This is a genomic window from Streptomyces sp. NPDC001493 (genome assembly GCF_053597235.1).
Window position 1 is genome coordinate 47,931 of sequence record NZ_JBSFHV010000031.1, and the last position, 15,535, is coordinate 63,465.

11 protein-coding genes are annotated in these 15,535 nt (G+C 72.2%); 6 read left to right on the forward strand and 5 right to left on the reverse strand.

The features are described from left to right. The first annotated feature begins 75 nt into the window (after positions 1–75). The gene (locus tag ACWCWD_RS32070) at positions 76–1,044 is read left to right on the forward strand and encodes a LysR family transcriptional regulator (protein WP_450778308.1); all 969 of its coding nucleotides are present in this window, start codon (positions 76–78) and stop codon (positions 1,042–1,044) included. A gap of 36 nt (positions 1,045–1,080) precedes the next feature. On the opposite strand, the gene ACWCWD_RS32075 is transcribed toward ACWCWD_RS32070, so the two are convergent. From ACWCWD_RS32075 to glgX, 3 genes are all read right to left on the reverse strand, one after another. Continuing rightward, positions 1,081–2,964: an ABC transporter ATP-binding protein gene (locus tag ACWCWD_RS32075; RefSeq protein WP_450778309.1), complete on the reverse strand. Its 1,884-nt coding sequence runs from the start codon at positions 2,962–2,964 to the stop codon at positions 1,081–1,083. After that, positions 2,961–4,829 carry an ABC transporter ATP-binding protein gene (locus tag ACWCWD_RS32080; RefSeq protein WP_450778311.1) on the reverse strand — a complete coding sequence of 623 codons (1,869 nt, stop codon included), beginning with the start codon at positions 4,827–4,829 and terminating at the stop codon, positions 2,961–2,963. Before ACWCWD_RS32080 ends, ACWCWD_RS32075 begins: the two co-directional genes overlap by 4 nt. A gap of 171 nt (positions 4,830–5,000) precedes the next feature. Further along, positions 5,001–7,289: a glycogen debranching protein GlgX gene (gene glgX, locus ACWCWD_RS32085; protein ID WP_450778313.1), complete on the reverse strand. Its 2,289-nt coding sequence runs from the start codon at positions 7,287–7,289 to the stop codon at positions 5,001–5,003. Positions 7,290–7,442: 153 nt separating this feature from the next. Here glgX and ACWCWD_RS32090 point away from each other — a divergent pair, with 153 nt between their 5' ends. Together ACWCWD_RS32090 and ACWCWD_RS32095 are read left to right on the forward strand one after the other, a co-directional pair. Next, positions 7,443–8,663, forward strand: coding sequence for an Ig-like domain-containing protein (locus ACWCWD_RS32090; RefSeq protein WP_450778315.1), 1,221 nt, complete (start codon positions 7,443–7,445; stop codon positions 8,661–8,663). 341 nt (positions 8,664–9,004) lie between these two features. After that, complete coding sequence (locus ACWCWD_RS32095) at positions 9,005–10,270, forward strand: L,D-transpeptidase (RefSeq protein ID WP_450778317.1); 1,266 nt, start codon at positions 9,005–9,007, stop codon at positions 10,268–10,270. A gap of 145 nt (positions 10,271–10,415) precedes the next feature. Here the strand turns inward: ACWCWD_RS32095 and ACWCWD_RS32100 are convergent, their stop codons facing one another. Next, positions 10,416–11,297, reverse strand: coding sequence for an alpha/beta fold hydrolase (locus tag ACWCWD_RS32100; protein WP_450778319.1), 882 nt, complete (start codon positions 11,295–11,297; stop codon positions 10,416–10,418). A 159-nt stretch (positions 11,298–11,456) separates the two neighbouring features. On the opposite strand from ACWCWD_RS32100, the gene ACWCWD_RS32105 reads away from it, so the two are divergent. The 3 genes from ACWCWD_RS32105 (at position 11,457) to ACWCWD_RS32115 (ending at position 13,834) form a co-directional block, all read left to right on the forward strand. Then, entirely contained in the window at positions 11,457–12,224 is a 768-nt protein-coding gene (locus tag ACWCWD_RS32105) for an enoyl-CoA hydratase/isomerase family protein (protein ID WP_450778321.1), read from the forward strand. Positions 12,225–12,545: 321 nt separating this feature from the next. After that, positions 12,546–13,073 (forward strand): ATP-binding protein, encoded by a 528-nt coding sequence (locus ACWCWD_RS32110; protein WP_450778323.1) that lies wholly within the window; start codon positions 12,546–12,548, stop codon positions 13,071–13,073. A gap of 545 nt (positions 13,074–13,618) precedes the next feature. Next, on the forward strand, positions 13,619–13,834 hold the full coding sequence (locus ACWCWD_RS32115; protein WP_328719300.1) for an EF-hand domain-containing protein: 216 nt from the start codon (positions 13,619–13,621) through the stop codon (positions 13,832–13,834). 69 nt (positions 13,835–13,903) lie between these two features. Here ACWCWD_RS32115 and ACWCWD_RS32120 read toward each other — a convergent pair whose 3' ends face one another. Beyond that, complete coding sequence (locus tag ACWCWD_RS32120) at positions 13,904–15,379, reverse strand: carboxylesterase/lipase family protein (RefSeq protein WP_450778325.1); 1,476 nt, start codon at positions 15,377–15,379, stop codon at positions 13,904–13,906. Positions 15,380–15,535 lie beyond the last annotated feature (156 nt).

The window sequence follows — 15,535 nt, forward strand, 5'->3', positions numbered from 1 at the left end:
CCCGGCCCAGATCATCCAGTGAAAGATCTGACAAGCTGTTCGACGATACATGTGAGGTATGACCGGGAGGTTGGCGTGGAGGCGCGGCACCTGAGGTACGCACTGACCCTTGCCGAGCACGAACACTTCGGCCGGGCGGCCGGTGCCCTGGGCATCGCGCAACCTCCGCTGTCCAAGCAGATCGCCGACCTCGAACGGGAAGTGGGCGCCCGCTTGTTCGATCGCACCCGCCAAGGGGTGTTTCCGACGGCTGCGGGCGCGGCCTTCCTCTCCCGGGCACGCAGGGCGCTCGACGAGATCGCGGCGGCCTCGGTCGACGCGGCCAGGGCAGCACGCGGCGAGACGGGCCGACTGCGCCTGGGATTCATCGCCTCGGCGCTGCTCGAACCCCTGCCGGACGTCATCGGCCGGTTCGGCCGCGAACGGCCCGACGTGCGGCTGGAACTGCACGAGATGGCGACCAGCCGCAGCACGGCCGCTCTCGTCGCCGGCGAACTGGACGTGGCGATCGGCCTCGGCCCACCAGGGGGCATCGGGGCCGAGCAGCTGGTATCGGTGCCGGTCGGGCACGACCACCTGGTCGCGGTCGTGAGCAGCACACACCCGTACGCGGGTCAGTCGTCGGTGGACGTGGATCAGCTCCGGCGACAGCCGCTGATCGTGGCGCCGGGCGACGAAGAGCCCGCCGTCGTCACCGGTCTGCGGGACCTGCTGGGCAAGGACTCCCCGGCGCTCTCCGGCGCGACCGTCGCGAGGGACATCCACACCATCATCGGCCTCGCCGCCTGCGGGATGGGCGTCGGCCTGGGACCCTCCCGCATGCTGACGGCCCCACGGCGGGGCACGTGGTTCTGCGAGGTGACCCCGCGCACGCCTCTGCCCGATCTGGTCCTGTCCTTCAACGCCCGGGACCGTTCCCCGGCACTGAACGCCTTCCTCGACGTCATCCGCAAGAACTGCCCCGACGTCGGTGCCGCGCTCGACCACCGGCTCGGCCCACTCGAACCAGAGGAAGAGGGCGACCGCGACTCGCCCCCTGTCTGACTTCGCCCAGCCGGACGGAACTTTGACGGCCGGAACTCAGGCCAGGCTCTCCCGCCACGCCCGGTGCAGCCCCGCGAACCGGCCCTCTCCGCCGATGAGTTCGGCCGGCGAGCCGTCCTCCACGATGCGGCCGTGCTCCATCACCAGCACCCGGTCCGCGATCTCCACCGTGGACAGCCGGTGCGCGATCACCACCGCCGTACGGCCGTGCAGCACCGTGTCCATGGCCCGCTGCACCGCCCGCTCACCGGGGACGTCGAGGGAGCTGGTCGCCTCGTCGAGGATCACCACCGCCGGGTCGGCCAGCAGCGCCCGCGCGAACGCGACCAACTGGCGCTGCCCGGCGGAGATCCGGCCGCCCCGCTTGCGTACGTCGGTGTCGTACCCCTCCGGCAGCCCCTCGATGAACTCGTGCGCGCCGATCGCCTTCGCCGCCCGCTCGATCTCCTCCGGCGTGGCGTCCGGGCGGCCGATCGCGATGTTCTCCGCGACCGTCCCGGAGAACAGGAACGCCTCCTGCGTCACCATCACCACACCGCGCCGCAGCTCCGCCGTGCCCAGCTCCCGCAGGTCGACGCCGTCCAACAGCACCCGGCCGCCGGTCGGGTCGTAGAACCGGGCCAGCAGCTTCGCCAGCGTCGACTTGCCCGCGCCCGTCGAACCGACCACGGCCACCGTCTGCCCGGCCGGCAGGGTCAGGTCGAAGCGCGGCAGCACCTCGCCGCCGGTGCGGTACGCGAACCGGACCCCGTCGAAGACGACCTCCCGGCCCGGCTGCTCGCCGCGCAGCGCGGGCAGCTCCACCGGGGCGGCGGGCTCGGGCACGGACGGGGTCTGGGCGAGCAGGCCCGCGATCTTCTCCAGGGACGCGGAAGCGGACTCCCAGGAGTTGAGGAACATCGCCAGCCGGTCGATCGGGTCGTACAGCCGGCGCAGATAGAGCACCGCCGCCGCCAGCACGCCCAGCGCCAGCGTGCCCGAGGCGACCCGGTACGCGCCCCACAGCACCATGCCCGCGACGGCGATGTTGGCGACGAGCCGGGAGCCCGTCACGTAACGGGCCATCTCCAGCAGGGCATCGCCGTTCGACCGCTCGTGGCGGCGGTTGAGCTTCTCGAACACGGCGTCGTTGGACCGCTCGCGGCGGAACGCCCGCACCGGCCGGATGCCGTTCATCGTCTCGGCGAACTTCACGATCACCGCCGCCATCGCGGAGGACCGCACGGAGTACGCCTGGCCCGCCCGCGCCTGGTAGAGGCGCACCAGCAGATAGAGCGGTACGAAGGAGAGCACCGCGATGCTCCCGGTGCCCAGGTCCAGCCAGAGCAGCATCCCCGCGATGAAGACGAAGGAGAGGACCACGGTGATCAGCTCCTGGAGGCCCTCGCTGAGCAGCTCCCGCAGCGACTCCACGTCCGTCGTCGACCGGGAGATCAGCCGGCCCGAGGTGTAGCGCTCGTGGAAGTCGACGCTCAGCGCCTGGGCGTGCCGGAAGATCCGGCCGCGCAGGTCGAGCAGCACGTCCTGGTTGATGCGGGCCGAACCCCGGATGAAGGCGTACTGGAGGAGGCCGCCCGCCGCCGCGCAGAGCGCGTAGCCGACGCCCACCGCGATCAGCGGGCCGTGGTCGGAGTCCCGGAACGCGGGCACCGCGCTGTCGATCGCGTACGCCACCAGCAGCGGGCCGGCCTGGACCGCCGCCTGCTGGACGAGGAGCAGCACCACGGTCACCAGGACCCTGGCGCGCAACGGCCGCAACAGCGAGGCGAGAAGTGCCCGGGTGGCGCCCGGGGGAGTGGGCAGCGCGTCCCGGTCGAACGCGTCGCCGGACTCGGGGGCGGTGGGGGGCGTCCTCGCGTCCTCGCCGACGGACGGAGTGCCGTCGGCGGACGGGGGGCCCGCGGTGGTGGTACTGGTCATGGGGTCGTGGCCTCCTCGGCGACCGTGATGCCCGGGTGTTCGGAACCCGACATCAGCCAGGCGTACTCGGTGTTCGTCCGCAGCAGCTCCTGATGCGTGCCGACGGCCGCGATCCGGCCGCCGGAGAGCAGCGCCACGCGGTCGGCGAGCATCACGGTGGACGGCCGGTGGGCCACGATCACCGCCGTGGTCTCCGCCAGCACCTGCCGCAGCGCCGCCTCCACCCGCGCCTCGGTGTGCACGTCCAGCGCGGAGAGCGGGTCGTCGAGCACCAGGAAGCGCGGCCGGCCGACGACCGCGCGGGCCAGCGCGAGCCGCTGGCGCTGACCGCCCGACAGGCTCAGCCCCTGCTCACCGACCTGGGTGGCGGTGCCCTCGGGCAGTTCGTGCGCGAACTGGGCCTGGGCGACCCCGAGGGCCCGCACCAGGTCCTCGTCGTCCGCGTCGTCCGAGCCCATCAGGACGTTCTCCCCGACCGTCGCGGAGAACAGCGTCGGCTCCTCGAACGCCACCGACACCAGCGACCGCAGCCGCGCCCGGTCCATGGCGACGATGTCCTCGCCGTCCAGGGTGATCCGCCCGCCGGTGAGCTCGTGCAGCCGGGGCACCAGGGCGGTGAGCGTCGTCTTGCCGGAACCGGTGGTGCCGACCAGCGCCATCGTCTCGCCCGGCCGGACGTGCAGGTCGATCCCGGAGAGCACGGGTACGGAGTCGGGGGCCGCGTCCGGGTAGCGGAAGGAGACGCCCTCGAAGGCCAGCCCGGCGGCGGTACCGGGCGTGGCGCCCGCTTCGGTGCCGGTGGCGGTGTCGGTGCCCGCTTCAGTGCCGGTGTTGTCGCCGGTGCCGGTGTCGGCGCCGGGGGCGAGCCCGGTCTCCTCGGCCAGGTCCATGACCTCGAAGTACCGGTCCGTCGCGGTCGCCGCCTCCTGGCTCATCGCGAGCAGGAAGCCGATCGACTCCACCGGCCAGCGCAGCGCGAGCGCCGTCGACAGGAACGCCACCAGCGTCCCCGCCGAGAGGTCGCCGTCCGCCACCTGGACCGTGCCGAAGACCAGCGCGGCGCCGATCGCCAGCTCCGGCACCCCGGTGATGAGTGCCCAGATCCCCGCCAGCAGCCGGGCCTTGGTCAGCTCGGTGGAGCGCAGCCGGTGCGAGAGCGCCTTGAACGCCCGCGCCTGGCTGCGGTGACGGCCGAAGCCCTTGATGATCCGGATGCCGAGCACACTCTCCTCGACCACCGTCGTCAGATCGCCGACCTGGTCCTGGGCGGTGCGCGCCGCCAGCGAGTACTTCGACTCGAAGACGGAGCTGAGGACCATCAACGGGACCGCCGGGGCGAGCAGCACCAGCCCCAGCGTCCACTCCTGGAGGAAGAGGATGACGAACCCGATGGCGATCGTCACCGAGTTGACCAGCAGGAACGTCAGCGGGAACGCCAGGAACATGCGCACCAGCATCAGATCGGTGGTGCCGCGCGACAGCAGCTGACCGGACGGCCAGCGGTCGTGGAAGGCCATCGGGAGCCGCTGCAGCCGGTGGTAGAGGTCGGTCCGCATGCCCGCCTCGACCCCGGCAAGCGGCCGGGCCACCAGCCACCGCCGCAGCCCGAACAGCCCCGCCTCCAGGATGCCCAGGAGCAGCAGCCAGAGCGCCCCGAGCCAGACCCCGCCCGGGTCGCGGTCGGCCACCGGGCCGTCCACCATCCACTTGAGTACGAGCGGGATGACCAGCCCGAGACCGGACGCGACCACCGCGACGAACGCGGCGGTGAACCAGCGTGCGCGTACGGGACGGAGATAGGGCCACAAGCGCTTGAGGGAACGCACGGTGGACCGGTCCGTGCGCTCGGCGGGGTTCTCGGGCATCAGGGGCGATCCTATGTTTCACCACTGACATCCCTCATGGGGTTTTCCGGCCGTCCGGGCGCTCGGCTCCGCACTGCCCCGGCGGCGGGGGCGCCGGAACTGTCACCCCGTTACGCCCGTTCGCGCCCCTCACCCCGTCACGCCCGTTCGCGCCCCCTCACCCCGTCGGCGTCACCCCGTCACCCGCAGCAGCAGCACCGAGCGCCCCGGCACCGTGAGCACCGTGCCGCCCGGGTGGACCGTGCCGGGTGCCTCGGCCTGGTCCTCCCGGGAGGTGTCGAGGACGAGCTCGTAGGAGGCGGCCCACGGCGGGCCCGGCAGCAGGAAGCCGGCCGGGTGCTCCGCCGCGTGCAGGATCGCCAGGAAGCTGTCGTCCACGATCTGTTCGCCCCGCGCGTCCCGGCCCGGGATGTCCCGCCCGGAGAGGAAGAGCCCGAGCGTCGCCGCGGGCGCGTACCAGTCCTGGGCCGTCATCTCCTCGCCGTGCCGGGTGAACCAGGCCAGGTCCCGCAGCCCGTCCGCGGTCTGGGGCCGCCCGGAGAAGAACGCCCGGCGGCGCAGGACCGGATGGGTGTGGCGCAGCCGCAGCACCCGGGCGGTCAGCTCGGTCAGCCCGCGCCATCCGGGGTCCTCCAGCAGCGACCAGTCCACCCAGCTGATCTCGTTGTCCTGGCAGTAGGCGTTGTTGTTGCCGCCCTGCGTACGCCCCATCTCGTCGCCCGCCACCAGCATCGGCACCCCGGTGGAGAGCAGCAGGGTGGTGAGCAGGTTGCGCAGCTGGCGGCGGCGGAGCGCGTTGATCCCGGGGTCGTCGGTCTCGCCCTCCGTACCGCAGTTCCAGGAGCGGTTGTCGCCGGTGCCGTCGCGGTTGCCCTCGCCGTTGGCCTCGTTGTGCTTGTGGTGGTAGCTCACCAGGTCGCGCAGGGTGAAACCGTCGTGCGCGGTGACGAAGTTGACGGATGCGTACGGGCGCCGCCCGCCCCAGGCGTACAGGTCGCTGGAGCCGGAGAGGCGGTAGCCGAGGTCGCGTACGTCGGGCAGCGCGCCGCGCCAGAAGTCACGGACGGCGTCGCGGTAGCGGTCGTTCCACTCGGTCCACAGCGGCGGGAAGGCGCCCACCTGGTAGCCGCCGTTGCCCACGTCCCAGGGCTCGGCGATCAGCTTCACCCGGCGCAGCACCGGGTCCTGGGCGATCACCGCGAGGAACGGGGAGAGCATGTCGACGTCGTGCATGGAGCGGGCCAGCGCCGCCGCGAGGTCGAAGCGGAAGCCGTCGACGCCCATCTCGGTGACCCAGTACCGCAGGGAGTCGGTGATCAGCCGCAGGACGTGCGGCTGCACCACGTGCAGGGTGTTGCCGCAGCCGGTGTAGTCGGCGTACCGGCGGGCGTCGGACTGGAGGCGGTAGTAGCCGCGGTTGTCGACCCCCCGCATGGACAGCGTCGGGCCCAGCTCGCCGGCCTCGGCGGTGTGGTTGTAGACGACGTCGAGGATCACCTCGATCCCGGCGTCGTGCAGGGCGCGCACCATCCGCTTGAACTCGCCGACCTGCGCCCCGGCGGTGCCGCTCGCCGCGTAGTCGGCGTGCGGGGCGAAGTAGCCGATCGAGTTGTAGCCCCAGTAGTTGTGCATCCCGCGCCGGAGCAGATGGTCCTCGTGCGCGAACTGGTGCACCGGCAGCAGCTCCACCGCCGTCACCCCCAGCCGCTTCAGGTGCTCGATCGCGGCGGGGTGGGCGAGACCGGCGTACGTACCGCGCAGCTCGGGCGGGATGCCGGGGTGCAGCTTGGTGAACCCGCGCACGTGCAGCTCGTAGATGACGGAATCGGCCCACGGCGTCTTGGGGCGCCGGTCGTCCATCCACTCGTCGCCCCGGGGGTCGTCGTCCACGACGACCCCCTTGGGCACGAACGGCGCGGAGTCGCGCTCGTCGCGCACGGTGTCGGCGACGTGCTGCTGCGGCCAGTCCCGCATGTGGCCGTACACCTCGGGCGGCAGCGCGAAGGTGCCGTCCACGGCGCGGGCGTACGGGTCGAGCAGCAGCTTCGCGGCGTTCCACCGCGCCCCCGTCCACGGGTCCCAGCGGCCGTGGACGCGGTAGCCGTACCGCTGGCCCGGCCGCACCCCCGGCAGGAAACCGTGCCAGATCTCATGGGTCAGCTCGGTCAGCCGGCACCGCGTCTCTCGGCCCGCCTCGTCGAAGAGGCAGAGGTCGACCGCCTCCGCCCCGCCCGCCCACAGGGCGAAGTTGGTGCCCGCCACCCCGTCCGGACCCACCCGGAACCGCGCCCCCAGGGGCATGGGCGCCCCGGGCCAGACCCGGGGCGGTACGGCTCCGTCCGGGCTCCCCGCCGGGGCACCGGACTGCGGCACACGGGTGGTGTTTCCCGACGGTCCGTCGCCCGTGCGCACCGGTCGTACCGGCTCCTGCACGGCTTCCTGCTCGGCTGCGCTCGACACTCCCGGCCTCCTGCGGCTCGTGGGGACGGGCAAGACGGGAGACGCACGCGGCGTCCCGGCCGCGGCCTCCCGGTGAAGTCCTCCCCCCTGTTCTGCCCACCGGGAGGCCCACACTCACGTTTCCCCGGAGCGACCCTGGTCGTTGGTGGGTGCGTGACTCACACAGCGAAGAGAGCACGGACCGGTCCGGCCGCCGTGCTGACATGGGCAGGACTACTGGTGGCCGCGGCCGTACTGACCGGCTGCACCGGGGGAATTCCGTTCGTCAACGGCAAGGCGCGCGCCCCCGAGGACGTGATCCTGGTCCTTCCGGCGGACGGCGCGAAGAACGTCCCGGCCTCCACCCGGATCGGGGTGGAGGTCCCGGACGGGCACCTGGAGAGCGTCGAGGTGTCGCAGATCGAGGACGCCAGGAGCGACCGGATCACCGGCAAGATCTCCGAGGACGGCCGCCGGTGGACCCCCACCGGTGGTGCGGGACGGCTCCGGCTCGCCGCGAAGTACAGCGTCGACGCGGTCGCGGTGGACCGGGTGGGGCGCAGGTCGGCCCGGCACACCACCTTCACCACCCTGATCCCCGGGCACCACTTCATCGGCTACTTCAAACCGGAGCACCGCTCCACGGTCGGCACCGGGATGATCGTCTCCTTCGACTTCAGCAGCCCCGTCACCCACCGTGCCGCGGTGCAGCGCGCCATCAAGGTCAGCGCCGAGCCCGCCGTGGAGGTGTCAGGCCACTGGTTCGGCAAGGACCGGCTCGACTTCCGCCCGGAGAAGTACTGGAAGCCGGGCACCGTCGTCACCGTCGACATCGGGCTGCGGGACGTCGAGGGCTCGCCCGGGGTGTACGGCAGCCAGAACAAGCGCGTCCGCTTCACCGTGGGCCGCTCCCAGATCTCGGTGGTGGACGCCGCCGAGCACACCATGGAGGTACGCCGCGACGGCAGGCTCGTCAGCACCGTGCCGATCACCGCGGGCGCGGCGAAGACCACCACGTACAACGGGAAGATGGTGGTCAGCGAGCTCCACGAGGTGACCCGCATGGACGGGCGCACGGTGGGCTTCGGCGGCGAGTACGACATCAAGGACGTACCGCACGCCATCCGGCTCACCGAGTCCGGCACCTTCCTGCACGGCAACTACTGGGCGCCCGAGGACACCTTCGGCAACGAGAACGTCAGCCACGGCTGCATCGGGCTCCGGGACGAGAAGGGCGGCAGCGGGTCCGCCCCGGCCGGCTGGTTCTTCGACCGCACCCTCGTCGGCGACGTCGTGGAGGTCGTCAACTCCGAGGACAAGACGGTCGCCCCGGACAACGGACTCAGCGGCTGGAACCTCGACTGGAAACGGTGGAAGGCGGGTTCGGCCCTGTAGCCCGGCCCTTCAGCCCTGTAGTCCGGCCCTTCGGGCGGTGTCCGGCGGATCATGGCCGGGGTCGCGGCGCCCGGCGAAGTGTCCCGCGCGGGGTGGAGACACCCCGCCCCCGGGTGTCCGGAGAGGTGTCCCGCGCGGGGCGGTGACACCCCGCCCGGTGAGCGTCTCCGCACCCCGTGTCACCTGCGTTTGTTCCGGCGGTACTTGGGACTGAACGGTGACATCCCCAGTACTTCACCGCGTCTTACCGTGTGGTTTTCTTCTCGATAGGCGCGCATGTTCGACGCGCGGGGGTGTGCGGGGCCCGGTCGGGCCAGGCCGTGCGAGGGGAGACAACCACGATGAGCGGGAAGCCGATACGAGGGCGTGCGGCCGGGACCGGCGGGGGAACGCGTGGGCGCCGGGGCCCCGGAATCCTCGTGGTGCTGCTGGGCGCACTGCTTCTGCTGGTGACGGCCTGCGGCGGCTCCGGCGGAAGCGGTGCGGGCAGCGGCAGCGGCGGCGGCTCCAAGGGCGGCAGCGGCCAGGTCCAGGATACCGCCGCCTCCGAGGCGGTCGTGACCGTGGCACCGGCCGACGGCGCCGCCTCCGTGGAGACCAGCGGAGTGCTCAAGGTCTCCGCCGCCAAGGGCAAGCTGACCACCGTCAAGGTGGTCGACGCCCAGGGCGCCGAGGTGCAGGGCGCACTCTCCGCGGACGGCACCAGCTGGACCCCCGAACGGCACCTCGCGGCGTCCACCAAGTACGCGGTCCACGCCATCGCCGAGGACTCCAAGGGCCGTCAGTCCGCCAAGGACACCACCTTCACCACGCTGGTCCCGAAGAACACCTTCATCGGGCAGTACACCCCCGAGGACGGCTCGACCGTCGGCGTCGGCATGCCGGTCTCCATCAACTTCACCCGGGGCATCACCGACCCCGACGCCGTGGAGAAGGCCATCACGGTCAAGGCCGAGCCCAGCGTGCCGATCGAAGGCCACTGGTTCGGCAACGACCGCCTCGACTTCCGCCCCGAGAACTACTGGGCCCCCGGCACCAAGGTGACCGTGGAGCTCAACCTCGACGGCGTGGAGGGGCGGCCGGGCGTCTACGGCAAGCAGGCCAAGTCCTTCAGCTTCACGATCGGCCGCCGCCAGGTCTCCACGGTCGACGCCTCCACCCACCGGATGGTCGTCGTCCGCGACAACAAGACCCTCAAGGACATCCCGATCTCGGCGGGAGCCCCGGCCACCACCACGTACAACGGCCAGATGGTCATCAGCCAGAAGCTCCTGGTGACCCGGATGAACGGCGACACGGTCGGCTTCGGCGGGGAGTACGACATCAAGGACGTGCCGCACGCCATGCGCCTGTCCACCTCGGGCACCTTCGTGCACGGCAACTACTGGGGCAACTCCGGCATCTTTGGCACCACCAACACCAGCCACGGCTGCGTCGGCCTGCGGGACGTGCGCGGCGGGTACGACGGACAGACCCCGGCCGCTTGGTTCTACAACCAGTCGATCATCGGAGACGTCGTCGTGGTGAAGAACTCCAAGGACAAGGTCATCGCCCCGGACAACGGCCTCAACGGCTGGAACATGGACTGGTCCGAGTGGATCAAGTGACTCTGCTGAGCAGCTGAGCAGTCGACCCGCTGAACGCGGGTGGTGGGCCCGGTGCCGTGAACGACGGCGCCGGGCCCACCGTCGTTCCGTGCCCCGGAGCCGCTTGCGGGCGCCATCGTCGGGGCGTGTCCGGCGGATGCCCCGCTCAGCCGGTGTGGGACACCAAGGCGTCGATGAGCACCGGCCAGAGCTCCCGGGGACGGTCGTGGCCCATGTCGGGGATCAGCCGGAGTTCCGCACCGGGTACGAGCTCCGCCGTGCGCTCTCCGCCGCTGGGGGCGATCAGCGTGTCGTCCAGGCCGTGGATCACCAGCGTCGGCACCCGCAGTTCGCGGAGCGCGTCCGCGCGTGAACCGCCGAGGACCATCGCGCCGAGCTGCCGCCCGATCCCCGCGGGGTAGTACGCGCGGTCGTAGCTCGCGGCGGCCAGCTCACGCAGCTCCGCCGCGTTGCCGTACCGCTTGGAGGCCCACACCAGCTCCTTCTCGGCCGCTTTGGCGTACCCCTCGCGGTCCGGCGGCTTCGGGGCGGACACCACCGCCTGAGCCTCCGGGCTGGACCCGCCGTATTCACTCTCGCCGGTCGAGGACATCATCGACGTCAAGGTCAGCACCCGCTCCGGGGTGGAGAGGGCCATCGTCTGGGCGATCATCCCGCCCATCGAGGTACCGACCACGTGGGCGCGTTCGATACCGAGCGCGGTGAGCAGGCCGAGTCCGTCGTCGGCCATGTCGCGAAGCCGGTAGGGGACCATCGCGAGGGCGGCGGGGATGTCGCCCGAGCTGACGGTGGCGATGAACATGCCCGTGTCGACAGGGTGTTCGTCGAACTTCGTGGACAGCCCGCAGTCGCGGTTGTCGTATCGGATCACGTACCGGCCGCGGTCCGCCAGCGCCCGGCAGAAGTCCTCGTGCCAGGCCAGCATCTGCGCGCCGAGCCCCATCACGAGCAGGACGGGCGGGTCCCCGGGGTCGCCGAAGCTCTCGTACGCGATGGACACCTCGGGAGACACGACAACATTCGGCATGCATGAATCCTGCCACGGGGCCGACCGCGCGGAGCGGCCACACGGACGGCACGTGACCTGGGCCTCTCCCGCCGGCCCCGGTCATCCGCCGGGTCGGCCCTCGGCCCGCCTCGTGACCGCGACCCCCGGAGCGCGGGACAGAGCCTCTAGCCTGCAGTCATGACCGTAACCCTCGAAGTACAGGACGGCGTCGGCACGATCCGGCTGGACCGGCCGCCGATGAACGCGCTGGACGTGGCCACCCAGGACCGGCTGAAGGAGCTGGCCGAGGAGGCCGCCCGCCGCGACGACGTGCGCGCCGTGGTGGTCCACGGCGGCGAGAAGGTCTTCGCGGCCGGCGCGGACATCAAGGAGATGCGGGACATGGACCACGCGGCGATGGTCGTACGGTCCCGCGCGCTCCAGGACTCCTTCACCGCCGTCGCCCGCATCCCCAAGCCGGTGGTCGCCGCCATCACCGGCTACGCCCTCGGCGGCGGCTGCGAGCTGGCGCTCTGCGCCGACTTCCGGATCGCCGGGGAGAACGCCCGGCTCGGCCAGCCCGAGATCCTGCTCGGGGTGATCCCGGGAGCGGGCGGCACGCAGCGCCTCGCCCGTCTCGTCGGCCCCTCGCGGGCCAAGGACCTGATCTTCACCGGCCGTCACGTGCGGGCGGACGAGGCCCTCGCCATCGGCCTGGTCGACCGGGTGGTTCCGGCGGACGAGGTGTACGCGCAGGCGTACGCCTGGGCCTCGGCCCTGGCGAAGGGCCCGGCGCTGGCGCTGCGGGCCGCGAAGGAGGCGGTGGACGCGGGTCTGGAGACGGACATCGACACCGGCCTCACCATCGAACGGACCCTGTTCGCCGGGCTGTTCGCCACGGAGGACCGGGAGACCGGCATGCGCAGCTTCATGGAGGACGGGCCGGGGAAGGCCACCTTCCGCTGAGCCGGCCGGACCGGGCGGGGCGCCGGGGCGGGGCGCGCGTGGTCGTGGGGGTGCGTCGCGCGTCGCCGTGGGGGGTGGTGCGGATTCATCCGTGCGGGCGGCGTCACCGGCACCCGCAGCGGCCCCCACGGGCCCGCACCGCCCGCCCGGCCGGCGAGCCGGCCAGGGCGGGCCCTTCGTGACGCCGGTGTTCCGTCGCAGGTCAGCAGGGTTGTCCGGATCATTTTTATGTCTGTGGCATATGCCGATCTCCCTACCGGATCCGGCCATTCCGGAGGTGGGATTCCTCCGGAACGGCTCCGGAAGGGGTCCGCTCCGGCCATGATGGGGGGCATGGCGGGCCTGGAGGGTGGGGAACAGTCGCGCGCGCACGGAAGTGCGACGGCAGCGCGTCGGGTATCGGTGTCGGAGGACGAACAGCCGCACCGTGTACTGGAGTTGTATGGCAACCCGACCGACGAGGAGGGTGTGCGGCTGCCGTCCCGTCCGGAGTCGGCGGCGACGGCCCGCAGGATCGCGTCGGCCGTGGTGCTGTGGCAGTGGAACCTCTCCCCACAGCTCGCCGAGTACGCCGTCCTCCTCGTCTCGGAGCTCGTCGGCAACGCCGTACGGCACACCGGGGCGCAGTACTTCGGTCTGCGCATGGAGCGCCGTCGGGGCATGATCCGTATCGGGGTGCGCGACCCTTCGCGCGGCCTGCCGTGCCTGATGCCGGTGCGGGAGATGGACGTGAGCGGGCGGGGCCTCTTCCTCGTCGACAAACTCTCCGACCGGTGGGGGGTCGACCTGCTGCCGCGCGGCAAGATCACCTGGTTCGAGATGCGGATCTCCGACCGCACGGACCGGTAGACCGCCCTGGGGCGTGCCGCTCCCCGGTGCGCGCGGAAGCTCCCCGGACGCGCGTCGCTCCCCGGTACGCGCAGAAGCCCCCGGTACACGCAGAAGCCCCCGTCCGCCGTGGTCCGGCGTGGTGGGGGCTTCTGTGGGGGGCCGTGGAATGGGGGGTGGTCCACGGCCGCGTGCATGACCTGTGCTCGGGTCGGAGGAGGTCGTGAGACGACTATGGCACATCAGCCCCCGGGAAACCAAAGGTACATTTCTGGCGAATATGGATCAATGCACTCTTTTGGTATGTGAATCGTAGGTTTCATGGAGGAAACCCCTGGCATTCAGTGAATGAATATGAGGTTCGATGGATGATTCGTAGATGCCTCGTGAAGGGTGAAGGTCGTTGCCGCTCCGTCGGTCCGGTCGCCGGTCCGGTCGTCGCGCCACCCGTCGCACCACCCGTCGGTCCGGCCGGCCGTCCGGCTCTCCACCGGCCGCCGCAGGGGCGAGCGCGGCGGCCCGTTAATCTGACCACCGTCAATCGGACAAGCGATAGGGGCGGAAAAGTGGCGGACATCGAGTCGGCACGCAAGGCGTTCGAGCATTTCGACCAGAACGGTGACGGCCTCATCACGGCCGCCGAGTACAAGAGCGCCATGGCGCGGCTGGGCGACCCGTTCGTCACCGAGACGGTCGCCCAGGCGATCATCAACTCCCACGACGCCAACGGTGACGGCCTGCTCACCTTCGACGAGTTCTGGGCCTCGCAGAACAAGGCCTGAGCCCTACGGGACCATGCCTGAGCCCGGCGGTCCCCGGCCCCATGGCGGGCCGGGGCTCACCCGGGGAACTCAGCCCGCCGCGCGGTACGGGGGCCAGCCGCGCAGCTCGTCGTCGCGGGGCGCCGCCACCACGGCGGGAGCGCCCGGACCGAACGCCATCACCGGCCGCCGCGCGTCCCAGGCGTCCCACCCCGGATCACCGGTGGCCGCGAACCGTACCCAGGCCGCGTGCATCGCGTCCGCCAGTTCCTGCGGGGCGTGCGGACCGGCCAGCGCCACGGCGTCCGGGTGGGCCAGGGTGTCGAAGACGAAGCCGATCTCCAGGGCGTGGCAGGCGCCGAGCCGCCGCACGGGGGAGGGCCAGCCGAACTCGTAGAGGTACGTACGGCCCGGGGCGCCCGCCCGCGCGTCCGCCAGGACGTTGAGAGGCACCCGCAGCAGCAGGTCCGTCGCGAGCGCGCCGAGCAGCTCGCCCGGCGTGGCCCCGGGGCGGTTGGCCCGGTACACGCGGGCCGTCGCGCCCGGCACCCCGAACTTCAGCAGCGCCAGCCGCAGCCGTACGCGTCCGAGGCGTTCGGTCAGCCCACTGGGCACGAACCAGAGGCGGTACTCCTCGGTGTTCGTCCCCATCAGCAGGTCCACCCCGCCCGCCGCGCCCCCGCGCAGCGCCTCGGCCGGGTCGCGGGGGAGCAGGTCGCCGTCGACCACGATCTGGAACGCGTTGCGGCCGGTCAGCGGATTCCCGCCGCGGGTCACCTCGCTCTGCGCGGCGAGCAGCGCCGACGGTTCCACCGCCGCCAGCGCCGCCGCCGTCGCGGGAACACCCAGGCGCCGGGCGACGAGTTCCGTCGTACGGCGTCCCGCCTCGGGCGTCGGCGCGTCCGGCGCACCGCTCTGCAGCACCGCCCGCCGGAACAGCCCCGCCGCCCTCGGCGCGGCGAGCAGCGCGGCGATGCTCACCGCCCCGGCCGACTCGCCCGCCACCGTCACCCGCCCCGGATCGCCCCCGAACGCCGCGACGTTGTCCCGTACCCACTCCAGTGCGGCCAGCTGATCGAGCAGCCCGAGATTGGCCGGAGCGTCCGGGAGTACGCCGAACCCCTCGATCCCCAGGCGGTAGTTGACCGAGACCAGCACCACCCCGTCCCGGGCGAACGCCGTCCCGTCGTAGACCGGGACGGCGGAGGACCCGTGCAGCAGCGAGCCGCCGTGAATCCAGACGAGCACCGGCAGCCCGGTCCGCTCCGGGCCGGGCGTCCAGACGTTGAGGTTGAGCCAGCCGTCCCCGGGCACCTCGGGATCCGGCAGCAGGGCGTCCAGGGGCGGGTCGTACGGCCGCTTCGGCGCGGTCGGCCCGAACGCGACGGCCTCCCGCACCCCCGCCCACCGCTCGGGCGGCTCCGGCGCCCGGAACCTGCGGGCGCCCACGGGGGCAGCCGCGTACGGGACGCCCCGGAAGACCGCCACCCCGTTCTCCCGGACTCCGCGCACGGCTCCGTGGAGGGTGGTGACGGTCGGGCGGTCGTCCGGATGTCTCTCGCGCATGTGCGTCGGCCCTTTCGCGGGTGCCCTCCAGAATGGGGTACTTCCCCGCCGGACGCAGTCCGAAGAGCCGCCCGAGGGACGGAACAGGACCCGCCGACCAGGTCGGCGGGCGCCCCCGCGATCCTGGTGGGCGAGCGCCGCCGCCCCCGTACCGCA